Raw genomic sequence first — 20,329 nt, 5'->3', positions numbered from 1 at the left:
CATGCTGCTCAGACAAGCCACCCGCGACGACACCGCCGAGATCTGGCGCGTGCGCTACGCCGTCACCGAAAACCGCCTGACGCCCGGTCGCATCTCCGACGCCGAGTTGCACACCTACCTCGAAGACTACGGCCGCGGCTGGGTCGTCGAACTGGCGCCGGCCCCTGACCTGAAGATCGCCGGCTTTTCCATCGGCGACGCCCGCGACGGCCATATCTGGGCGATGTTCGTGGACCCGCCACTGCACGGCCATGGCTACGGCCGCCAGTTGCACGACGTGATGGTCGACTGGCTGTTCAGCCTCGGCCACGCACGGCTGGACCTGGGCACGCAACCCGACTCACGCGCCGAGGCCTTCTATCGCCGCGCCGGCTGGCAACAGACGGGCGACGGCGTGGACGCCTGGGGCGACCGCAGCTTTGAACTGAAACGTGAAGACTGGAACCTCCATGCTTGAAACCCATGAAATCGAAACTGCCCCCAACCCGCGCACGACGCTGATCGTGTTGCATGGCCTGGGCGCCGACGGCTATGACTTCGTCTCCATCTGCGGCGAACTGAAGCTGGCGGCCCTCGGCCCGATCCGCTACGTGTTCCCGCACGCACCGCAGCGGCCGGTCACCATCAACAACGGCTACGTGATGCGCGCTTGGTACGACATCCGCGTGACCGACCTCGTGCGCGAGGAAGACGAAGGCGGCCTGCGTGAATCGCAGCAGCAGATTGCCGAGTTGATCGCACGCGAGCGCGAGCGTGGCGTGCCAGCCGAGCGCATCGTCGTGATGGGCTTCTCGCAGGGCTGCGCGATGACGCTGATGACGGCGCTGCGCTACCCCGAACGCCTGGGCGGCGCCGTGGGGATGTCGGGTTATCTGCCGCTGGCCTCGCTGGCCGCTGCCGAGCGCTCGGCCGCCAATGCGGACCTGCCCATCTTCCTGGGCCATGGCCGGCAGGACCCCGTCGTGCCCCTCGCGCGCGGCGCTGCCAGCCGCGACGCGCTGCGCGGCATGGGCCATGACGTCGAGTGGCACGACTACCCGATGCCGCACTCGGTCTGCGCCGAGGAGATCGCCGACATCAACGCCTGGCTGCTGAAGCAACTGGGCTGAACAGCGCCTCACTGCCCGCGAGCTCCACGCGGCACTCACCGAAAATCTGCCGCGCAGCCCTTTCATGCCGCCGGCACAGGAAGGCATGGCATGACTTCAACCGCGTCACCAGGAAATATGGTGAAGTGCGGATGGCCGACAAACATCTCTGCGGCGGCCTCCTGAGATGCGGCAGCGACCACGATGTAGCCGCAAATCGCGTTGCGGGCATCTTCAATGCCGCCCGCCGACACGCGCCGCGTCTTGCCCACGGGGCTGCCTGACACGACGATCTGTTTCTCGTTGTCAGCCATCCAGGCATGCCATGCCTTAGTTCCCGCCTGCATGCGCTCTTGCCGTGCGGCTTCACTGAGCGCTCCCCAGCCGGATTTCCCCATCATTTCATCGGTCCCCGTGAAGACAGCGAGAAAGTTCTTCATGTGATGCTCCTGGTGGTTGATTGCGGTCCTGCATACCGAACTGCATGCTTCGCCACACCTCTCGACGAACGAATCGGCTGGCAATCGACACGCTGGGTTTGAGATTTAGGCGGAGTTCGCGAGCCATTTCGGCGGCCGGGTTTGCCGCTGTGCGGCGAAGATGGGTAAGACATGGAGCGCCTGGCCGAACAGATCGTTGACTGGCATAACCGCCACCCCCTCGCACGCCGCATCGGCGTGGAGGATGTGCACACCATCGGCGTGATCGCCCTGCCCTTCGTGCGGGCGTCGGCGCAGGCCGGCGGCTTCGTCGAGCCGGTCCTGACCGACGTGGTCAGCGCCTTTGATCAACTGCTCGGCTCACCGCCCGCGTCGCGCTGGGCAGTCTGGTCGCAGAGGCTGTATGGGTTGAAAGGGCTGGCCAAGCTGCCCGGGCGGCGGCAGCGCCAGCAGTGGCGCGCCTTCAGCGAGAAGTTCCTGCCGGGGCTGAGCCCGCGCCGCATCGAGAGCTTTGCGTTGGCCCATGGCTATGCCGAGCCGCCCGCCACGCCCGACTCGCGCCCCTGGCGTGTCATCGTCATCGACGAGAAGCTGGCCAGCGCCCACGGCGGCTGGCCCTTCGAGCTGTATCTGATGAGCGCCGGCGTCGACGTGGGCAGCGCCCGCACGCGCGTGCTGTGCGGGCGAGGCATCCCGTCGCAGATCGCGGGGCGGCGACTGTGGGACCCGCTGCGCCTGGGGCTTGCAGGCGGCGTGCTGGCGGTGCTGGTTGCGGTGGCCGCCTGGGCGCTGTGGCCGCGCCACGCGGCCGAGCCGGTGACCGCGCCGCCGCCGGTCGCGGCGTCTGCGCCCTCGGCACCAGCTTCACGGCTTTCAACAGCTTCCTCGGCATACTCGGCTTCGGCAGCTTCAGCTGCGATGGAATCTGCATCGGCGCCGGCTTCTGATGCCGCCAGCGCCGCCGAGGCTGCCTCCGCGGCCGAAGCCGGCGCCAGCGAGCCGGCCGACCCGCCGCCCGACATCCGCCCACACCTGGTGGAACGAACCGACGGCATCAAGCGCCCGCCGCTGCGCTCCGACAAGGTCGCGTCTGCGCCTGCGGAGAAGCCGGCCGACAAGACAACCGACTCGGCGCCCGAAAAAGCCGCCGAGACCTCCAAGAACGCCGAGCCCCCCGACTCACGCCTGACACGCCTGGCCGCGTCTCCGACCCAGGCCGTCGCCCTCGTCGGCCCGCCGGGCAGCAAGGCCGAGGCCGAGGCGTTGCTGAAGAAGATGCGGGCCGGCCTGGTGGGCATGCACAGCAACCCCGAAACTCTGCAGGCCGACGTCATCCAGACGCCCGAGGGCTGGCGCGCCACGGTCTGGCCGTTCCCGAACCGAGAGCAGGCCCAGCTCATCAATGCGACGCTGGTGGCGCGCGGGCTCAAGACCAAGGCGGTGAACTTCTAGGTTCGGCGAATGACGAAGGCGCGCTTGTCGCCGCTGTCAAAGCCGCAGCGCTCGTAGAAGGCCCAGACGGCCGGGTCCTTGCGGCTGGTGGTCAGCACGACCTTGTAAGCGCCCACGGCCCACGCTTGCTCGATGGCATGGCGAATGACGGCCCGACCATGGCCCTGCTGGCGATGGTCGGGGTGCGTCACCACGTCCTCGATAACCCCGTAGCTGCGCCCCCCGCGCGTCAGGTTCGGGATGACGGCGAGATTGCAGGTGGCGATGAGCGCATCACCGTCAAACCGTCCGAAGTGGCGCAGGCCCGGATGCGCGAATACGGCGCGCACGCTTGCAGCGGAGGGCGGCGCGTCGCCGACGTTCAGGTGCTGGTAGAGCCCCAGCAGGGCGTCGAGGTCATCGACGCCCAGGTCGCGCAACTGACCGGCAATGATCGCCGCCGTCACTTCACGTCCAGCTTCATCGTGTTGGCGATGAAGGCCAGGATGTCGCTGCGCTCCTCGATGATCTTGGACGTCGGCTTGCCGGCGCCATGGCCGGCGTTCACCTCGATGCGGATCAGCTTGGGTGCCGTGCCCGTGTCGGCGGCCTGCAGCGTGGCGGCGTACTTGAAGCTGTGCGCCGGCACAACGCGGTCGTCGTGGTCGCCGGTGGTGATCATCACGGCGGGGTACTTGGTGCCGTTCTTGATGTTGTGGATGGGCGAGTAGGCATAGAGCGCCTTGAACAAGTCAGGCTTGTCGCTGGTGCCGTAATCGGTGGCCCAGGCCCAGCCGATGGTGAAGTTCTGGTAGCGCAGCATGTCCATCACACCCACCTGCGGCACGGCGGCGGCGAACAGGTCGGGGCGCTGGTTGGCGACGGCGCCGACGAGCAGGCCGCCGTTGCTGCCGCCGTTGATGGCCAGCGTGGCCGGGCTGGCCACCTGGTTCTTCACCAGCCATTCGCCGGCAGCGATGAAGTCGTCGAACACGTTCTGCTTGTTCAGCTGGGTGCCGGCCTCATGCCAGGCCGAGCCGTACTCGCCGCCACCGCGGATGGAGGCGATCACGTAGACGCCGCCCATCTTCAGCCACGTGGCGGACGTGACGCCGTAGGCCGGCGTTATGGCGATGTTGAAACCGCCGTAGCCGTAGAGCAGCGTCGGGTTCGTGCCGTCCAGCTTCAGGCCCTTCTTGGCGGCGATGAAGATGGGGAAGCGCGTGCCGTCCTTGCTGGTGACGAACTCGCGGCGGGTCTCGAACTCGTCGGCGTTGAAGGCCGTCTTGGGCTTCTTGAACAAGGTGATCGCGCCGGTCTTGACGTCGTAGCGGTGCACCTCGGCAGGCGTCGTCAGGCTGGTGTAGCTGAAGAAGGTTTCAGTGTCGCTCCAGCGGCCGCCGAAGCCGCTGGCGGTGCCCACGCCGGGCAGCTTGACCTCGCTGAGCGGCTTGCCGTCGGCGCCGTGCGCGCGCACCAGCGTCGCGGCGTCGTGCAGGTAGCTCAGCAGGTAGCGGCCGCCCACGCCGGAGGCGCTGGTCATCGCGTCGGGGCCTTCGGGCACCAGCGTCTTCCAGTCGGCCGGCGCGGGGTTCTTCAGGTCGATGACGATGAGCTTGCCGCGCGGCGCGCCCTTGTCGGTCTTGACGATGAGCTTGCCGCCGGTCACGGCGACGGGGCTGTACAGCGCGTCGAAGTCCAGCGTGATGGGCTGGGGCTTGCCGCCCACAAAACTGCCTTTGGGCAGGGGCAGCACGAGCAGGCCGTTCTTGCTGCCGGCGCTCTTCCACACGTTGATGAGCAGCAGCTGGCCGTCGTCGGACACGTCCGCGCCGAAGCCCCATTCCTTGTCGTCGCGGTTCTCGGTGACCAGCACGTCCTCGGCTTGGGGGCTGCCCAGGCGGTGGTAGTAGAGCTTCTGGAAGTAGTTGGCGCCGGTGAGCTTGACGCCTTCCTTGGGCGCGTCGTAGCGCGAGTAGAAGAAGCCCTTGCCGTCGGCCGTCCAGGCGGCGCTGCTGAACTTCACCCAGTCGATCTTGTCTTCCAGGTCCTGGCCGGTGGCGAGGTCGCGCACCTTCCAGACCTGCCAGTCCGACCCGGCGCCAGCAATGCCGTAGGCCAGCAGCTTGCCGTCGCGCGAGGGCACGAGGCCGGTCAGCGCCACGGTGCCATCCTTGGACAGCAGGTTGGGGTCCAGCGCGATGACCGGGGCGTCCTTCAGGGACTTGGCCGTGTAGATGACGTTCTGCTGCTGCAGGCCGTCGTTGCGGCTCCAGAAGTAGCGGCCGCCTTCGCTGAAGGGGATGCCGTAGCGCTCGAAGTTGTAGAGCTCGGTGTAGATGCGGCGCGTGGGCAGGCGCTGCGGCATGGCTTCGAGGAACCTGTCGGTGACCTTGTTCTGCTCGACAACCCAGGCCTTGGTCTCGGCGCTGTTGTCGTCTTCCAGCCAGCGGTAGGGGTCGGCGACGGCCGTGTCGTGATACGCGTCGACCTGATCGACCTTGCGCGTGACGGGGTAGTTGAGACCTTGGGCCTGGGCGCTTGTGGCGACGACGGCTGTGATGGCGACGGAGGACAGGGTGAGCTTCATCTGGAGGGTGTCCCAGGATCGAGAAGCTGGCGATTCTCGACGCCCCCGAGCCGGGGCGCCGATGGTCATGCGGTGAAACCCTGGGGCAGGCCCGGGAAGGGTTTAGCTGCGGTAGTCGGCGTTGATGGTGACGTAGTCGTGGCTGAGGTCGCAGGTCCACACCGTCGCGCTGGCCGCGCCGCGGTTCAGGCCGACGCGCACGGTGATCTCGCTCTGCTTCATGACGCGCTGGCCGTCTTCCTCGCGGTAGCTGCTCAGGCGTCCGCCTTGGCGGACCACGGCAACGTCGTCCAGGTCGAGGTCGATGAGGCTTTGGTCCAGGTCGCCGATGCCGGCATAGCCGACCGCTGCCAGGATGCGGCCCAGGTTCGGGTCGCTGGCAAAGAACGCCGTCTTGACCAGCGGCGAGTGGGCAATCGCGTAGGCCGCCAATTTGCACTCGGCCTCGTCACGGCCACCTTCGATGGTGATGGTGATGAACTTGGTGGCGCCCTCGCCGTCGCGCACGATGGCCTGGGCCAGCTCCTGCGCCAGCGCGATCAGCGCCTCGCGCAAGGTCTTCGCATCGGCGCTGTCCAGCGATGTGATCTCGGCGTGCTGGGCCTTGCGGCTGGCGATCAGCAGGAAGCAGTCGTTGGTGGACGTGTCGCCGTCGATGGTGATGCGGTTGAAGGAGGCGTCGGCGGCTTCCTTCACCAGCGGCTGCAGCAGGGCCGGGGCGATGTTGGCGTCGGTCGCGACAAAGCCGAGCATGGTGGCCATGTTGGGCCGGATCATGCCGGCGCCCTTGGAGATGCCGCTCAGCGTGACCGGCACGCCGCCGAGGGTGATGCGGCGCGACGCGGCCTTGGGCAGCGTGTCCGTCGTCATGATGCCCAAAGCGGCCTCACCCCAGCCGTCGTCCCGCAGTGCGGCCAGCGCGGCGGGCAGGCCGGCGGTGATGCGGTCCACCGGCAGCGTCTCCATGATGACGCCGGTGGAGAACGGCAGCACCTGCTGGGGCTGGCAGCCGATCAGGTCGGCCAGCGCCTGGCAGGTCTGGCGCGCACGTGCAAGGCCGTCGGCGCCGGTGCCGGCATTGGCATTGCCGGTGTTGATGAGCAGCGCCCGCACGCCGGAGCCCGCAGCCAGGTGCTCGCGGCAAACCTGCACCGGCGCGGCGCAGAAGCGGTTGGTCGTGAAGACGCCGGCCACGGCCGCGCCCTCGTCCAGGGCGATGACGCTGAGGTCACGCCGGTTAGCCTTGCGCACGCCGGCCATCGTCACGCCAAGGCGCACGCCCGGCACGGGCAACAGGGAGGCAGGATCGGGGGCGAGGAGATTGACGGGCATGGCGCGCTCGGTAGGAGTCAGGGACGGCGCCGGGATTCTAAGAAGCGAAAAAGGCTCCCGACGGAGCCTTTGCAAGCCAGCGCCTGAAATCAGCGCGGCAGGCGGCGGCGGGCCAGCAGGCCCATGACACCCAGGCCGGCCAGGAACAGGGCGTAGGACTCGGGTTCCGGCACGGCCGTGATCGCCGTGGCGACGACCAGATCCTGCAGACCGTCATTGGTCAGCTTGGTCAGCGAGTAATGGGCCGAGCCGCTGTAGCTCAGTGCCTGAGCCAGGAAGGAACCGGCCTTAGCCGTCACAGCAGCGGTGGTCGCGTCGTCACCCAACAGATGGAAGCTGCCGCCGCCGATGCTGAAGGTGCCGCTCGTCTCGCGGACCAGTTCCCAGATGGCCAGCTGGAAGGCAGCCTTGTCGTTGTAGGTCGTCAAGCCGGCGTAGCTGCTGGAGAACAGGCCTTGCAGCTGCTGGGCTTGAGCGCCGGAGAAGCTCTCGACGTTGTAGATGCGGTCGCGCATCGCCCGGCCATTGCCTTCGGTCGGCTCGATGCAGTAGGCGACGAAGCTCTCGCCGCTGGCAACGTAGCTGTAGTTCAGCGCCGTGGTGGCGTAATTGCTGGTCAGGGCCACGTCGGTGGAGACCGCATCGTCCATCGTGCTCAGCTTGGTGCCGGCCATGTCGACGCCCGCCCACTTGATGGTGACAGGGTTTGCCGCAACGGCGCCTTGGGAGGCCAGGACGCCGACGGTCAGGAGGCTTGCAACAACAATGCTTTTCATGGGAATCATCCGGTTTCCGTGTGGGGCTCAGGCCTTGCGGCGGCGGGCGCTGGCCAGGCCGGCACCGGCCAGGGCCAGGGCAGCCAGGGCAACGCTGGCGGGCTCAGGCAGTTCGACGCTGGCGCTGTAGCCATTGCCGGTCTTGTCGGCGTAGCTGACGCCCTTAACTTCAAGCTGCCACTGGCCAGCGGCCAGTTGCACGGGGGTCAGGGCCCACTTTTCGATGCCGCCGTCGGCAACATCCCAGTTGATGGCCAGGATCTCCGTCCAGTCCAGGCCGGCGCCGAGGCGGCGCAGCGTGACCGACTGGATGTCGATGCCGGGCAGGCCGCCGAGTTGGGCGCCGGTCGTCAGCAGACCGCTGACCCAGGTGTTGCTGCTGAGGTTCAGTGCGTAGACATCGTCGAAATCAGTGCCAAAGCCCGTCAGATCCTGGTGGCCGTAGTTGCTGAGATTGACGGTACCGGCAGCGGCGCTGGTGGCGAAGACGACGGCTGCGACAGCGGTGAGCAGGGCTTTCATGACGAACTTTCTGAAACTTCTATCGGGTAAACCCCGTTGGGGCTCTGTTGGACTGCACTCTAGGGGGATGGCCTCGACTCGAGCACCCCTCATGCGTGTGGCGAGCGCCATGGTTTGTGCTCAAACGCACGTATTTCCCCCCAGATGGGTGGGGCCAGACAGCCCGCCGACCCAATGAAAACGGGCCGGCTGAGCCGGCCCGTCAGGAGTTCAGACCTGAGAAATCAGGCCAGCTTGCCGTGGCAGCTCTTGAACTTCTTGCCGCTGCCGCAGGGGCAGGGGTCGTTGCGGCCGACGTGGCCGTACTCGGCCAGCAGGGTCTCGGGGTCGACGTCCCGAGAGATGGAGCCGTCCTCGTTGGGGTGCTGGTAGGTCACGTTCGACACAGCCTCGGCGCGGCGCTCGATGGCCTCGGCGGCCTGGTCGGCCTCTTCCTGGCTCTGGATGCGCACATTCATCAGCGTGCGTGTCACTTCCATCTTGACGACGTCGAGCAGCTGCGAGAACAGCTCGAAAGCCTCGCGCTTGTATTCCTGCTTGGGATTCTTCTGGGCGTAGCCGCGCAGGTGGATACCCTGGCGCAGATAGTCCAGCGCGGCCAGGTGCTCGCGCCAGCGCTGGTCGATGCTCTGCAGCAGCACCATGCGCATGAAGGGGTTGAACTGCTCGATGCCGACGCGTTCGAGCTTGCCGTCGAACAGCGTGTCGCCAGCCTTGACGACGGCTTCCAGGATTTCGTCGTCGGTGATCGAGTCACTGGACTTGACCAGTTCGGCCAGCGAGATCTCGAGCTGCCACTCGTCCTTGAGCACCTGCTCCAGACCCGGCAGGTCCCATTGCTCTTCCACGCTCTCGACCGGCACGAAGGTGCGCACCACGTCGGTCAGCGTCGCGCCGCGCAGGGACGCGATCTGGGCGACCAGCGCTTCGGCTTCCAGGATGTCGTTGCGCTGCTGGTAGATGACCTTGCGCTGGTCGTTGGAGACGTCGTCGTACTCCAGCAGCTGCTTGCGCACGTCGAAGTTGCGCGCCTCGACCTTGCGTTGGGCGCCTTCGATGCTGCGCGTGACGATGCCGGCCTCGATGGCCTCGCCCTCGGGCATCTTGAGCCGGTCCATGATGGCGCGCACGCGCTCACCGGCAAAGATGCGCATCAGCTGGTCGTCCAGCGACAGGTAGAAGCGCGAGGAACCCGGGTCACCCTGGCGGCCGGCACGGCCGCGCAGCTGGTTGTCGATGCGGCGGCTCTCGTGGCGCTCGGTGGCGATGATGCGCAGCCCGCCCTCCGCCTTGACCTTGTCGTGCAGGCCCTGCCACTCGTCGTGCAGCTGCTGAATGCGGCGCGCCTTCTCATCGGCCGGGATGGCTTCGTCGGCCTCGATGAACTTGACCTGGTTCTCGACGTTGCCGCCCAGCACGATGTCCGTGCCGCGACCGGCCATGTTGGTGGCGATGGTGATGACACCCGGGCGGCCGGCCTGAGCGACGATCTCTGCCTCGCGCGCATGCTGCTTGGCATTCAGCACGTTGTGCGGCAGCTTGGCCGCCTGCAGCAGGTTGGAGATCAGCTCCGAGTTCTCGATGGACGTCGTGCCCACCAGCACCGGCTGGCCGCGCGTGTGGCAGGCGCGGATGTCCTCGATGACGGCGTTGTACTTTTCCTTGTCGGTCTTGTAGACCAGATCCAACTCGTCCTTGCGGATGGTCGGTCGGTTCGGCGGGATGACGACGGTCTCCAGGCCGTAGATCTCCTGGAACTCGTAGGCCTCGGTGTCGGCCGTGCCCGTCATGCCCGACAGCTTGCCGTACATGCGGAAGTAGTTCTGGAAGGTGATCGAGGCCATCGTCTGGTTCTCGGCCTGGATCTCCACGCCTTCCTTGGCCTCGACGGCCTGGTGCAGGCCGTCGCTCCAGCGGCGCCCGCTCATCAGGCGGCCGGTGAACTCGTCGACGATGATGACCTCGCCCTCCTGCACGACGTAGCCCTGGTCCTTGTGATAGACGTGGTGGGCCCGCAGCGCGGCATTCAGGTGATGCATCAACGTGATGTTGGCCGCGTCGTACAGGCTGGCGCCCTCGGCGATCAGGCCGGCCTGGCTCAGCAGGCGTTCGGCGTTCTCGTGACCGTCTTCGGTCAGGTGGATCTGGTGCGACTTTTCGTCCACCGTGAAGTCGCCCGGATCGATGACGCCCTCGCCGGTGCGCGGGTCCAGCTCGCCGATCTGCTTCTTCAGGCCGGGAACGATGGCGTTGATCTTCAGGTAGACGTCGGTGTGATCGTCCGCCTGGCCCGAGATGATCAGCGGCGTGCGCGCCTCGTCGATGAGGATGGAGTCCACCTCGTCGACGATGGCGTAGGACGTGCCGCGCTGCACGCGGTCGGCCGTCTCGTAGACCATGTTGTCGCGCAGGTAATCGAAGCCGTACTCGTTGTTGGTGCCGTAAGTCACGTCGGCCGCGTAGGCCGTCTGCTTCTGCTCGCGCGGCATTTGCGGCAGGTTGATGCCGACGGTCAGGCCGAGGAAGGTGTAGAGCTTGCCCATCCACTCGGCGTCGCGGCGCGCGAGGTAGTCGTTCACCGTGACGACGTGGACGCCCTTGCCCGTCAGCGCGTTCAGGTAGACCGGCAGCGTCGCCATCAGCGTCTTGCCTTCGCCGGTGCGCATTTCAGCGACCTTGCCGGCGTTCAGCACCATGCCGCCGATCAGTTGCACGTCGAAATGGCGCATCTTCAGCGCCCGCTTGCTGCCTTCGCGGCAGACGGCGAAGGCCTCGGGCAGGATGTCGTCGACCGACTCGCCGCCGGCGATGCGCTGCTTGAACTCGGCCGTCTGGGCGCGCAACTCGTCATCGCTCAGCGCCTCGTACTTCGGCTCCAGGGCGTTGATCCGCTGCACGGCGTGGCGGTACTGCTTGAGCAGGCGCTCGTTGCGGCTGCCGAAAATCGAGGTGAGAAGCTTGGGCAACATGCTGCGAAGGATGAGGGCTGGTCGGGTGCCGGCAAGGCTGGCAAGACGCGCGAATCTGGGGGCACGGCGACGCAATGCAAGTCGGACTTGCCTGGCCGCGCAAAACGGCGCAGTTTAGCAGCGCGCCCTCGGGCACCGATGCCACGCCGGATGCGGCTGACTACACTGCGCCGATGTCATCCACGCCACGCTATCTCGCCCCCAAAGGCCAGCGTGTGAGCGTGCCCGAGCCCATGCCGGTGGCGCAGGCCCTGCGTGCACACGAAGGGCTGATGCGTCTGAGCGAACGCCTGGAGGCGTCGCGGCGCCGGCTGCGCGTTATCACCCCCGCCCTGCCCGGCAACCTGCTGGCCAGCATCCAGCCCGGGCCGCTGGACGAAGAGGGCTGGAGCCTGCTCGTCGCCAACGCAGCGGTCGCGGCCAAGCTGCGCCACCTGCTGCCGCGGCTGGAAGCGCTGCTGGCCCAAGCCGGCCTGCCCGGGCGCATCCGCGTCAAGCTGGCGCAGAAATAGAAAAACCCACTGCAAGAGCAGTGGGTTTCGCATTGGTGCCGGCTATCGGATTCGAACTGATGACCTACCGCTTACAAGGCGGTTGCTCTACCAACTGAGCTAAGCCGGCGAAAAACAGGAGCGCATTCTAGACGCTTGCCTGCCGCTTCACTTCACACGCTTGAGCGTAGGGCGCGGGCCACTGCCCGGCGCGTCCGGCGACGGTGTGTCGTCACCTTCACCCGCCTCGTCTCCGGCATCGCTGGCCAGGCGCAGGCCGGTCCGGCGCGGCTCGGGCGTGGGCACAACTGCGGCCGGCGTCGGCGCACCTTCAGCCGCAGCGTCGGGCGCCGGAAAGGCCATGCCCTGGCCGTTCTCGCGAGCGTAGATGGCCACGACATGGTCCACCGGCACGACGATCTCGCGCGCAACGCCGCCGAAGCGGGCCTTGAACTGGATGAACTCGTTGCCGAGGTCCAGCCCGCTGGTCGCATCGAAGCCGACGTTCAGCACGATCTCGTTGTTGGACACGTACTCCATCGGCACCTGCACGGAGCGGTCGACATGGACCGCCACGTAGGGCGTGAAGCCGTTGTCCGTGCACCAGTCATGCAAAGCGCGGATCAGGTAGGGGCGGGTGGACGTGCCATTGCCCGCGCCGCCTTCGACCCCTTGCGATTTATCCATCTTGATCAACAACCCAGCTGTGGCGCGGTACGACTAGAAACCCAGCGGCCGCCGTGGAACCGGCTTTGCCGGGCCACTGGCGGCGCCCCCTTGAGGGGGAAGCGCAACGCGCTTCGGGGGCGGGTGGATCAGCGGCGCATGACCTTTTCCGAGGGCGTCAGCGCCTCGATGTAGGCCGGGCGGCTGAAGATGCGCTCGGCGTACTTCAGCAGCGGCAGCGCGTTCTTCGACATGTCGATGCCGTAGTAGTCCAGGCGCCACAGCAGCGGCGCGATGGCCACGTCGAGCATCGAGAAGTCGTCGCCCAGCATGTACTTGTTCTTCAGGAAGATCGGCGCGAGCTGGGTCAGGCGGTCGCGGATCTGCGAACGGGCCTTTTCGAGCTGCTTGTCGGTCGCCTTGGTCGTCGTGCCGCGGCCTTCGAGGACGTTCACGTGAGCGAACAGTTCCTTCTCGAAGTTCAGCAGGAACAGGCGCACGCGGGCGCGGGCCACCGGGTCGCCGGGCATCAGCTGCGGGTGCGGGAAGCGCTCGTCGATGTACTCGTTGATGATGTGCGATTCGTACAGGATGAGATCGCGCTCGACGAGGATGGGCACCTCGTTGTACGGGTTCATCAGGGCGATGTCTTCAGGCTTCGCGAACAGGTCAACGTCACGGATTTCGAAGTCCATGCCTTTCTCGAACAGCACGAAGCGGCAGCGATGCGAGTAGGGGTCGGTGGTGCCGGAGTAAAGGACCATCATGGCTTGGGCTCCCGAGGGGTCAGTCAATCAAAAAGGCGCAACGGCAAAGGCCGCGCTGAAAAGCAAACGCAGTGGGTGGCCGAAGCGCGCCCCACTGCGTGGTTCGGCACCGCCGTGAGGCGGCACCGGGACTTGGCTGTTACTTCACGTCCTTCCAGTACGAGGCGTTCAGGCGCCAGGCAAAGATGGTCAGGAAGACGAGGAAGATCAACACGATGACGCCGAGCTGGAAGCGCTGCGCCTGTGCCGGCTCGCCCATCCACTGAAGGTAGGCCACCAGGTCGGCCACGGCTTCGTCGTACTGGCGCTCGTTCAGAGTGCCGGGCGTGAGCTGCTCATAACCGGCGAAGACGTGGGTCTTCTTGGCGTGGTCATGCGGGTCGGCGACCTCTTCGAACTTGGCGGTGCGCTGGCCCTGAAGTTCCCACAGCACATGCGGCATTGCGACGCTCGGGAAGGCCAGGTTGTTCCAGCCCGTGGCTTTGGTGTCGTCGCGGTAGAAGTTCCGCATGTAGGTGTAGAGGTAGTCGGCCCCCGAGCCCTTGGCGCCGTCGGCCCGCGAGCGGGCGATGACGGTCAGGTCGGGCGGGTTGGCGCCGAAAAACGCCTTGGCGTCCTTCGCGTCGAGGCTGACCTTCATGGTCTCGCCGACCTTGTCGGCCGCGAACAGCAGGTTGTTCTTGATCTCGGTTTCGCTCAGGCCGATATCGCGCATGCGGTTGTAGCGCATGTAGGCGGCCGAGTGGCAGTTCAGGCAGTAGTTGACGAACAGTTTGGCGCCGTGCTGCAGCGCCGCCATGTCCGACATCTTCTCTTTGGGGAACTTGTCCCATTCGATGCCGCCAGTGTTGGCTTGGGTGGCACCGACCAGGCCCAGCGTGGCCAGCAGGAGAGCGATCAGCTTTTTCATTGGTGTTCTTGCTCCGCAGCTCAGTGGGCGTGGAAGGTCACACGGTCGGGCACGGGCTTGGGCGTACCCAGGCGGCTCCACCACGGCATCAGCAGGAAGAAGCCGAAGTAGAACAAGGTGCCGATCTGCGCCACCAGGGTGCCGATGTCGCTCGGCGGCTGGATGCCCAGGTAGCCCAGCCAGACGAAGAACACCACGAACACGCCGTACAGGTACTTGTGCCAGTCGGGGCGGTAGCGGATCGATTTGACCGGGCTGTGATCCAGCCAGGGCAGGAAGAACAGGATGATGACCGCACCACCCATGACAACCACGCCCCAGAACTTCGCGTCGAAGACCTTGAGCAGGAAGATCGCCACGACAGCTGCGACCAGCAGCGCGACCTTGACGATGCCGCCGAACTTGCCCTTCAGGAAGCTCACGAGCGCTGCCACACCGATGAGCACGCACAGCACGTTGACCATGGTGTCGGTCGTCGCACGCAGCATCGAGTAGTAAGGCGTGAAGTACCAGACCGGGGCGATGTGCGCAGGCGTCTTCAGCGGGTCGGCGGGGATGAAGTTGTTGTACTCAAGAAAGTACCCACCCATTTCCGGCGCGAAGAAGATGACGGCGGTGAAGGCCATCAGGAACAGGCAGACACCGTAGAGGTCGTGCACCGTGTAGAACGGGTGGAAGGGGATGCCATCCAGCGGCTTGCCGCTCGCGTCCTTGGGACCCTTCTTGATCTCGACGCCGTCAGGGTTGTTCGAGCCGACATCGTGCAGGGCTAGCAAGTGGGCCACCACCAGGCCGAGCAACACCAGCGGCACGGCAATGACGTGGAAGCTGAAGAAGCGATTCAGCGTCGCGTCGCCGACGACGTAGTCGCCGCGGATCATCAGCGCCAGGTCCGGGCCGACGAAGGGCACGGCGGCGAACAGGTTCACGATGACCTGGGCGCCCCAGTACGACATCTGGCCCCAGGGCAGCAGATAGCCCATGAAGGCTTCGGCCATCAGGCACAGGAAGATCGCGCAGCCGAAGATCCAGACCAGCTCACGCGGCTTGCGGTAGCTGCCGTAGATCAGGCCACGGAACATGTGCAGGTAGACGACCACGAAGAAGGCCGAGGCGCCGGTGCTGTGCATGTAGCGGATCAGCCAGCCCCAGGGCACGTCGCGCATGATGTACTCGACCGACGCGAAGGCGAGGCCCGCGTCCGGCTTGTAGTGCATCACCAGGAAGATGCCGGTGACGATCTGGATCACCAGCACCAGCAGTGCCAGCGAGCCGAAGATGTACCACCAGTTGAAGTTCTTCGGCGCGTAGTACTCCGACATGTGGACCTTGTAGGCGTCGAACGCGGTCGGGAACCGGTTCTCCAGCCAGGTCATGGTCTTCACACCTACCGAGGCGCCTGCGGGAGCATCCTTGAATTCAGCCATGTCTCGTCCCGTTTTCTCGTTAGGCCTTGCTGTCGTCACCGATCAGCAGACGGCTGTCGGTGAGGAACTTGTACGGAGGCACCTCGAGGTTGTCGGGCGCGGGCTTGTTCTTGAAGACGCGGCCGGCCATGTCGAAGGTCGAGCCGTGGCAGGGGCACAGAAAGCCGCCATTCCAGTCGTCCGGCAGCGAAGGCTGCGCGCCAGTCGTGAACTTGTCGCTCGGCGAGCAGCCCAGGTGCGAGCAGATGCCCACGACGACCAGGTACTCCGGCTTGAGCGAGCGGTTCTCGTTCTTCGCGTACTCGGGAATGGGGAAAGCCTTGCGATCAGAGTTGGGATCGGCCAGCTGAGAGTCGTTCTTCTTGAGGGACTCCAGTTGCTCGGGCGTGCGACGCACGATCCAGACCGGCTTGCCACGCCATTCCACGGTGAGTTTTTCACCCGGCTTGATGGCGGAAATATCCACTTCGACCGGGGCGCCGGCGGCTTTGGCGCGTTCACTTGGCGCAAAAGTGCTGACAAAGGGCACGGCAGTCGCGACGCCGCCCACGGCGCCGGCACAACCGGTTGCAATCAACCAGGTGCGTTTGCCTTGGTCCACTTGCTGGTCACTCATGAGGGTCCTCTAAGGAGACTTCTGATCAGGGGCAGCCCAGGATTCTAGCGGACGCTTCCAAAGGCTCCAGCCGGGCCCGCGTCGGGCGAGCGCAGGTTTACCCGCCTTCAGAGAGCGCCAGCTTGGCGTCAACAATGACGGCTGCTTTTCACAACGCCTTCGGCAGGAGCCACCGCATGAGTTTCATCTCCGAATTCAGGGAGTTCGCCGTCAAAGGCAACGTCATCGACCTGGCGGTCGGTGTCATCATTGGTGGCGCCTTCGGCAAGATCGTCGATTCCCTGGTCGGCGACGTCATCATGCCGGTCATCAGCAAGATCTTTGGCGGCCTTGATTTCAGCAACTACTTCATCCCGCTGGCCGGGCAGACGGCCACGACGCTGGCCGACGCGAAGAAGGAAGGCGCCGTGCTGGCCTACGGCAGCTTCATCACCGTGTCGCTGAATTTCATGATCCTGGCCTTCGTCATCTTCCTGATGATCAAGCAGATCAACCGCCTCAAGCGCGATGATCCGGCAGCGGCGCCCGCCGAGCCCGCAGCAACGCCTGAAGACATCCAGCTGCTGCGCGAGATCCGCGATTCGCTGAAGCGGTAGTCGTTTTCAGACGCCGCGCCCGGTAAGTAAAGGTTACCGGGCTTTTTTTTGCCACGGAATTGGCGACTTGCTGAAAACCCCAGCTTGTTGCAGGCGCGATACTTTCGACGCACTTGTGCCAATTTGTGATGAACGCGCCCGAGATACGCCTTAATCCGCACCTTGAAGCTTCCCTGACCCGCATCCGCCTCGCCGGCGAGCAGGCGGCGGAGCGCTGTGCGGAAGGCCTGGGCTTGTCCGCTCTTTCGGCCGGCAGTAACAGGCGGCGCGATGCCTTGCTGGCAGCGCAATTCGTGTTTCGTCAGCAGCAGGCCGCGTTCTCGCAGTGCTTCATACAAAGCCTGCGGCGCCAGGTCGCCGCCGAGCAATCCGGCGCCAGCCCCGCCCCCACTCCGCCGCCCAAGAAGGAATGGACAGAACTCTCGCTGATGGACGACGACCAGGTCGACATCCTGGTAGCCGCTGATCGGATCGGCCTGGCCATCGGACAGCATTGCGAGTGGGAACTGCGGGAAGCCGACTCCTACATTGCCGGCATCCAGGTCGGCGAACGCAACCCACTGAGGCCCGAGCTCGTCGGGCATGCGTTACTTGAGGCCATCCAGTCCATCACCGACGACCCGGTGACGCGCCAAACGCTGTCCGACGAACTTGCCCGTTCGCTGGCTCAGGAGATGCGCAGTTGCTACGCGGACATCGGCGGGCTGCTGCGCACGCGCGGCCTTCGTCCACAGGACTTGCGCGTGCGGGCAACGGCCGGCGGAGCATCACGCCACAGCGCTCTGGGGAACAGCAGCCAGCAAAGCCGGTTCGACTCCAGTCAGGGCGGCATACCGACCCAAAGCGGCTACGACCCGTCCAGCCACGGCAGCCTTGGCCCGGCCGTACGCTATGCGAACCAGGGTTTCCGCGGCAGTGGTTTCGTCGGCCGCGAAAGCAGCGCCGGCATCGGCCGCGTCGACCCGCAGATGATGGAGCTGCTGCGCCGACTCGCCCAAGCGCCGGCGGCCTACGACAGCTATGACAGCGGCCATTCCAGCCGTATGGGACTGGACACGCTCACCGGCGAACCCAGCGCGTGGGGCCAGATGCCCCTGCCGACGAACCTGATCCATCTGCACCGCGACGAGCTGCGCCAGGCCTCGACGGGCCGGCTGGACCACATGGTCATCGACGTCGTCAGCAGCCTGTTCGACAACATCCTGTCCGACCCCAAGGTGCCGCCGCAGATGGCGCGCCTGCTTGCGCGCCTGCAGCTGCCGGTGCTGCGCGTGGCGCTGGGTGACGAGACCTTCTTCTCCTCGCGTCGCCACCCGGTGCGCCAGTTCGTCAACCGCCTGGCGTCCCTGGCCTGTGCGTTCGACGACTTCAGCGACGACCCGGGCCGCTCCTTCCTGGCCCATGTGCGCGATCTCGTACAGGACGTGGCCCAGGGCGATTTCGACCGCATGGACGTCTACACGGCCAAGCTGGACACGCTAGAAGCCTTCATCGCCGAAGAGACCCGCAGCTCGCTGAAAGCCTCGGGCGACGCCGCCGCCGTCGTCGAGCGACGCGAGACCGACCTGCGCCTGCAGCAGCGCTACGCCCTGCAGTTGCGGCAGCAACTGGCCAAGGTGCCGATGCAGGAGTTCCTGCGCAGCTTCCTGGCCGGCGTGTGGAGCCAGGCTATCGTGCTGGCCTCGCGCGAAGGCGCGCCGGAGCGCGCGCTGCGCCTGCGCACGCTGGGCCGCAGCTTGGTGATGAGCGTGCAGCCCAAGGCCGGCACCGCCGCGCGCGCCGACTTCCTGCGCGAGCTGCCCAACCTGATGCGCACCCTCAACGAGGGGCTGGATCTGATCCGCTGGCCTGACGGCCCGCGCAAGGACTTCTTCGGCGCCCTGCTGCCGGCCCATGCCGAGTCGCTGAAGGGCCAAGCGCCCAGCGCGCTCGACACCAACCTGCTCATCAAGCAGCTCGACCAGATCTTCGGCGTGCCGCCACCTGCCGAGGCCGACCTCGCCAAGCCCATGGCCGGCGAGGCCCTGCCCGCCGACCTGGACGCCAGCCAGCGCCTGACGCCGGCCGAGGCCAAGAGCCTGGGCCTGGTGGAGGAGTCCAGCGTCGACTGGAACGGTGAGCTGGACCTGGACCTGTCCGGCAACGACGCCGCAGAGGCCGCCGCGCCGCTGCAGGCCGTGGACATCTCCATCGACGGCCTGCCCGCCTCCGATAGCGCGGCCGAACCCAGCAGCGGCGCGCTGCTGATGGACAACATGCAGCTCGGCTTTGCCTACCAGATGCACACCGGTGACGAGTGGCAGAAGATGCGGCTGGCTCACATCAGCGCGGGCCGCAGCTTCTTCATCTTCACCCACGGCAGCCGCCAGCAGCAGACAGTGACGATGACGGCCCGGATGCTGAAAAAGCTCTGCGTAGCCGACCGCATGCGCGCCTATGAACAGGCCTATCTGCTGGAGCGCGCCACGGCCCGCGCCCGCGCCCAGCTCGCGGCGCTCGGCGGCCGCTAGCCAGCCGCAAGCCAGGCGCTAAGCAGCCGCAACGCTCAGGCGCCGCGCCATCGCCAACGCCGCACCCAGGCTGGCCGGGTCGGCGATGCCCCGCCCGGCGATGTCGAAGGCCGTGCCGTGGTCAGGGCTGGTGCGCACAAAGGGCAGGCCGAGCGTGACGTTCACACCCTGCTCCACGCCGAGGTACTTCACCGGGATCAGCCCGTGGTCGTGGGTCATCGCGACAACGACATCGAACTCGCCACGGCGGGCGCGCATGAACACGGTGTCGGGCGCAAAAGGCCCGGTCGCGTCCAGGCCTAGCGCGCGCGCATCGGCAATGGCCGGTGCGATGTGGTGGATCTCCTCGTCGCCGAACAAACCGCCTTCGCCCGCATGCGGGTTGAGCCCGGCCACGGCGATGCGCGGCGCGGCAATGCCCATGCGCCTCAGCGCCGCATGCGTGATGAGCAAGGTCTCCAGCACGGCCTCGCGGGTCACACGGTCGATGGCCTCGCGCAGCGAGCAGTGGATGGTGACAAGCACCGTGCGCAGCTCCTCGTTGGCCAGCATCATGCGCACCGGCACGCCGCCCGCGAGAGCCTGCAGCATCTCCGTGTGGCCCGGGTAGGGCGAGCCGGCTGCGTGCAGCGCCTCCTTGTGGATGGGCGCCGTGACCATCGCAAGGGCCCGGCCGGACTGAATCAGCCCTACCGCCGCTTCGATGCAGCGTGCTGCGGCGGCACCGGCGCGGGCGTCGACGCGGCCCAGCGGCAGGCCGGCCAGTTCGGCGGGCAAGCCCTCGGGCTGCCACACCGGCAGGCAGCGCGGCGGCAGGCGCGGCAAGGCCTCCGGGCCCGTCAGCTCGGCCACAGCCAGGCCCAGCCCCAGGCGCGCCACCGTGGCGCGCATCACACCCACGTCGCCCACGATCAAGGCATCGGCGGGCGCCTCGTGTTGCCAGAGGCGGGCCAGGATTTCGGGGCCGATGCCGCAGGCGTCGCCCAGGGTCAGCAGCAGGGGGAGTGGAGCAGCCATGCCGCATTGTCCCCATGCCGTCGGCAACCCGGCGGCAATGGGCAATAGCCCCATCAGCGCTGCGGCGTCACCACGCCGCGACACCAGCTGCCAAACGGTCAGGCGAATGAGCAATGTGCCGGCAGGCGCTTTCCTAGACTCGGCCCAGAACATTTCCAAACCGACTGCGGGTAACGGGCCT

Annotated in this window: 19 protein-coding genes and 1 tRNA gene; 6 read left to right on the top strand and 14 right to left on the bottom strand. The window is 66.4% G+C overall.

Annotated elements, in window-relative coordinates; translation table 11 throughout:
* Nucleotide 1: 1 nt before the first annotated feature.
* Together ABIS05_RS15860 and ABIS05_RS15855 are read left to right on the top strand one after the other, a co-directional pair.
* The gene (locus ABIS05_RS15860) at nucleotides 2-457 is read left to right on the top strand and encodes a GNAT family N-acetyltransferase (protein WP_348013771.1); all 456 of its coding nucleotides are present in this window, start codon (nucleotides 2-4) and stop codon (nucleotides 455-457) included.
* The gene (locus tag ABIS05_RS15855) at nucleotides 450-1,109 is read left to right on the top strand and encodes a dienelactone hydrolase family protein (protein ID WP_348013770.1); all 660 of its coding nucleotides are present in this window, start codon (nucleotides 450-452) and stop codon (nucleotides 1,107-1,109) included. The genes ABIS05_RS15860 and ABIS05_RS15855 overlap by 8 nt, the downstream gene beginning before the upstream one ends.
* A gap of 62 nt (nucleotides 1,110-1,171) precedes the next feature.
* Here the strand turns inward: ABIS05_RS15855 and ABIS05_RS15850 are convergent, their stop codons facing one another.
* Complete coding sequence (locus ABIS05_RS15850) at nucleotides 1,172-1,528, bottom strand: hypothetical protein (protein WP_348013769.1); 357 nt, start codon at nucleotides 1,526-1,528, stop codon at nucleotides 1,172-1,174.
* Nucleotides 1,529-1,699: 171 nt separating this feature from the next.
* On the opposite strand from ABIS05_RS15850, the gene ABIS05_RS15845 reads away from it, so the two are divergent.
* Nucleotides 1,700-2,980, top strand: a complete 1,281-nt coding sequence (locus tag ABIS05_RS15845; RefSeq protein WP_348013768.1) for a hypothetical protein — start codon at nucleotides 1,700-1,702, stop codon at nucleotides 2,978-2,980.
* Here ABIS05_RS15845 and ABIS05_RS15840 read toward each other — a convergent pair.
* From ABIS05_RS15840 to secA, 6 genes are all read right to left on the bottom strand, one after another.
* Nucleotides 2,977-3,426 carry a GNAT family N-acetyltransferase gene (locus ABIS05_RS15840; RefSeq protein ID WP_348013767.1) on the bottom strand — a complete coding sequence of 150 codons (450 nt, stop codon included), beginning with the start codon at nucleotides 3,424-3,426 and terminating at the stop codon, nucleotides 2,977-2,979. The two genes, ABIS05_RS15845 and ABIS05_RS15840, sit on opposite strands and share 4 nt — an antisense overlap.
* Nucleotides 3,423-5,549, bottom strand: coding sequence for a prolyl oligopeptidase family serine peptidase (locus ABIS05_RS15835; RefSeq protein ID WP_348013766.1), 2,127 nt, complete (start codon nucleotides 5,547-5,549; stop codon nucleotides 3,423-3,425). Before ABIS05_RS15835 ends, ABIS05_RS15840 begins: the two co-directional genes overlap by 4 nt.
* Nucleotides 5,550-5,651: 102 nt before the next feature.
* Nucleotides 5,652-6,881: a bifunctional glutamate N-acetyltransferase/amino-acid acetyltransferase ArgJ gene (gene argJ / locus ABIS05_RS15830; RefSeq protein ID WP_348013765.1), complete on the bottom strand. Its 1,230-nt coding sequence runs from the start codon at nucleotides 6,879-6,881 to the stop codon at nucleotides 5,652-5,654.
* Between the two features lie 89 nt (nucleotides 6,882-6,970).
* Entirely contained in the window at nucleotides 6,971-7,657 is a 687-nt protein-coding gene (locus tag ABIS05_RS15825) for a PEP-CTERM sorting domain-containing protein (RefSeq protein WP_348013764.1), read from the bottom strand.
* 27 nt (nucleotides 7,658-7,684) lie between these two features.
* Nucleotides 7,685-8,179 (bottom strand): FxDxF family PEP-CTERM protein, encoded by a 495-nt coding sequence (locus ABIS05_RS15820; RefSeq protein ID WP_348013763.1) that lies wholly within the window; start codon nucleotides 8,177-8,179, stop codon nucleotides 7,685-7,687.
* Between the two features lie 224 nt (nucleotides 8,180-8,403).
* Nucleotides 8,404-11,148 carry a preprotein translocase subunit SecA gene (secA, locus tag ABIS05_RS15815; RefSeq protein WP_348013762.1) on the bottom strand — a complete coding sequence of 915 codons (2,745 nt, stop codon included), beginning with the start codon at nucleotides 11,146-11,148 and terminating at the stop codon, nucleotides 8,404-8,406.
* A gap of 173 nt (nucleotides 11,149-11,321) precedes the next feature.
* Here secA and ABIS05_RS15810 point away from each other — a divergent pair, with 173 nt between their 5' ends.
* Nucleotides 11,322-11,660, top strand: a complete 339-nt coding sequence (locus ABIS05_RS15810; RefSeq protein WP_348013761.1) for a hypothetical protein — start codon at nucleotides 11,322-11,324, stop codon at nucleotides 11,658-11,660.
* Nucleotides 11,661-11,693: 33 nt separating this feature from the next.
* Here ABIS05_RS15810 and ABIS05_RS15805 read toward each other — a convergent pair.
* The 6 genes from ABIS05_RS15805 to petA form a co-directional block, all read right to left on the bottom strand.
* Nucleotides 11,694-11,769 (bottom strand) — tRNA-Thr (locus tag ABIS05_RS15805).
* Between the two features lie 38 nt (nucleotides 11,770-11,807).
* Nucleotides 11,808-12,326 carry a ClpXP protease specificity-enhancing factor gene (locus ABIS05_RS15800; protein ID WP_348013760.1) on the bottom strand — a complete coding sequence of 173 codons (519 nt, stop codon included), beginning with the start codon at nucleotides 12,324-12,326 and terminating at the stop codon, nucleotides 11,808-11,810.
* A 128-nt stretch (nucleotides 12,327-12,454) separates the two neighbouring features.
* Complete coding sequence (locus ABIS05_RS15795) at nucleotides 12,455-13,072, bottom strand: glutathione S-transferase N-terminal domain-containing protein (protein WP_348013759.1); 618 nt, start codon at nucleotides 13,070-13,072, stop codon at nucleotides 12,455-12,457.
* Between the two features lie 139 nt (nucleotides 13,073-13,211).
* Complete coding sequence (locus ABIS05_RS15790) at nucleotides 13,212-13,982, bottom strand: cytochrome c1 (protein WP_348013758.1); 771 nt, start codon at nucleotides 13,980-13,982, stop codon at nucleotides 13,212-13,214.
* Nucleotides 13,983-14,002: 20 nt separating this feature from the next.
* A complete protein-coding gene (locus ABIS05_RS15785) occupies nucleotides 14,003-15,409 on the bottom strand; it encodes a cytochrome bc complex cytochrome b subunit (RefSeq protein WP_348013757.1) in 1,407 nt (468 codons plus the stop codon).
* A gap of 19 nt (nucleotides 15,410-15,428) precedes the next feature.
* Entirely contained in the window at nucleotides 15,429-16,025 is a 597-nt protein-coding gene (gene petA, locus ABIS05_RS15780; protein ID WP_348013756.1) for a ubiquinol-cytochrome c reductase iron-sulfur subunit, read from the bottom strand.
* Between the two features lie 176 nt (nucleotides 16,026-16,201).
* On the opposite strand from petA, the gene mscL reads away from it, so the two are divergent.
* The gene (gene mscL, locus ABIS05_RS15775) at nucleotides 16,202-16,621 is read left to right on the top strand and encodes a large conductance mechanosensitive channel protein MscL (RefSeq protein WP_348013755.1); all 420 of its coding nucleotides are present in this window, start codon (nucleotides 16,202-16,204) and stop codon (nucleotides 16,619-16,621) included.
* 128 nt (nucleotides 16,622-16,749) lie between these two features.
* Nucleotides 16,750-19,131 carry a DUF1631 family protein gene (locus tag ABIS05_RS15770; RefSeq protein ID WP_348013754.1) on the top strand — a complete coding sequence of 794 codons (2,382 nt, stop codon included), beginning with the start codon at nucleotides 16,750-16,752 and terminating at the stop codon, nucleotides 19,129-19,131.
* A gap of 18 nt (nucleotides 19,132-19,149) precedes the next feature.
* Here ABIS05_RS15770 and pdxA read toward each other — a convergent pair whose 3' ends face one another.
* Entirely contained in the window at nucleotides 19,150-20,148 is a 999-nt protein-coding gene (pdxA, locus tag ABIS05_RS15765; protein WP_348013753.1) for a 4-hydroxythreonine-4-phosphate dehydrogenase PdxA, read from the bottom strand.
* Nucleotides 20,149-20,329: the final 181 nt, after the last annotated feature.

The organism is Roseateles sp., assembly GCF_039929605.1.
Classification (GTDB): Bacteria; Pseudomonadota; Gammaproteobacteria; order Burkholderiales; family Burkholderiaceae_C; genus Pelomonas.
Note: the sequence above shows the minus strand (reverse complement) of the source record. Positions and strands in the feature narration are given on the sequence as shown.

Excerpts from the sequence above, each read along its gene's own strand:
- ABIS05_RS15860 (WP_348013771.1), top strand. The coding sequence starts at position 2 with ATGCTGCTCAGACAAGCCACCCGCGACGACACCGCCGAGATCTGGCGC.
- ABIS05_RS15855 (WP_348013770.1), top strand. The coding sequence starts at position 450 with ATGCTTGAAACCCATGAAATCGAAACTGCCCCCAACCCGCGCACGACG.
- ABIS05_RS15850 (WP_348013769.1), bottom strand. The coding sequence starts at position 1,528 with ATGAAGAACTTTCTCGCTGTCTTCACGGGGACCGATGAAATGATGGGG.
- ABIS05_RS15845 (WP_348013768.1), top strand. The coding sequence starts at position 1,700 with ATGGAGCGCCTGGCCGAACAGATCGTTGACTGGCATAACCGCCACCCC.
- ABIS05_RS15835 (WP_348013766.1), bottom strand. The coding sequence starts at position 5,549 with ATGAAGCTCACCCTGTCCTCCGTCGCCATCACAGCCGTCGTCGCCACA.
- argJ (WP_348013765.1), bottom strand. The coding sequence starts at position 6,881 with ATGCCCGTCAATCTCCTCGCCCCCGATCCTGCCTCCCTGTTGCCCGTG.
- ABIS05_RS15825 (WP_348013764.1), bottom strand. The coding sequence starts at position 7,657 with ATGAAAAGCATTGTTGTTGCAAGCCTCCTGACCGTCGGCGTCCTGGCC.
- ABIS05_RS15820 (WP_348013763.1), bottom strand. The coding sequence starts at position 8,179 with ATGAAAGCCCTGCTCACCGCTGTCGCAGCCGTCGTCTTCGCCACCAGC.
- secA (WP_348013762.1), bottom strand. The coding sequence starts at position 11,148 with ATGTTGCCCAAGCTTCTCACCTCGATTTTCGGCAGCCGCAACGAGCGC.
- ABIS05_RS15810 (WP_348013761.1), top strand. The coding sequence starts at position 11,322 with ATGTCATCCACGCCACGCTATCTCGCCCCCAAAGGCCAGCGTGTGAGC.
- ABIS05_RS15800 (WP_348013760.1), bottom strand. The coding sequence starts at position 12,326 with ATGGATAAATCGCAAGGGGTCGAAGGCGGCGCGGGCAATGGCACGTCC.
- ABIS05_RS15795 (WP_348013759.1), bottom strand. The coding sequence starts at position 13,072 with ATGATGGTCCTTTACTCCGGCACCACCGACCCCTACTCGCATCGCTGC.
- ABIS05_RS15790 (WP_348013758.1), bottom strand. The coding sequence starts at position 13,982 with ATGAAAAAGCTGATCGCTCTCCTGCTGGCCACGCTGGGCCTGGTCGGT.
- ABIS05_RS15785 (WP_348013757.1), bottom strand. The coding sequence starts at position 15,409 with ATGGCTGAATTCAAGGATGCTCCCGCAGGCGCCTCGGTAGGTGTGAAG.
- petA (WP_348013756.1), bottom strand. The coding sequence starts at position 16,025 with ATGAGTGACCAGCAAGTGGACCAAGGCAAACGCACCTGGTTGATTGCA.
- mscL (WP_348013755.1), top strand. The coding sequence starts at position 16,202 with ATGAGTTTCATCTCCGAATTCAGGGAGTTCGCCGTCAAAGGCAACGTC.
- ABIS05_RS15770 (WP_348013754.1), top strand. The coding sequence starts at position 16,750 with ATGAACGCGCCCGAGATACGCCTTAATCCGCACCTTGAAGCTTCCCTG.
- pdxA (WP_348013753.1), bottom strand. The coding sequence starts at position 20,148 with ATGGCTGCTCCACTCCCCCTGCTGCTGACCCTGGGCGACGCCTGCGGC.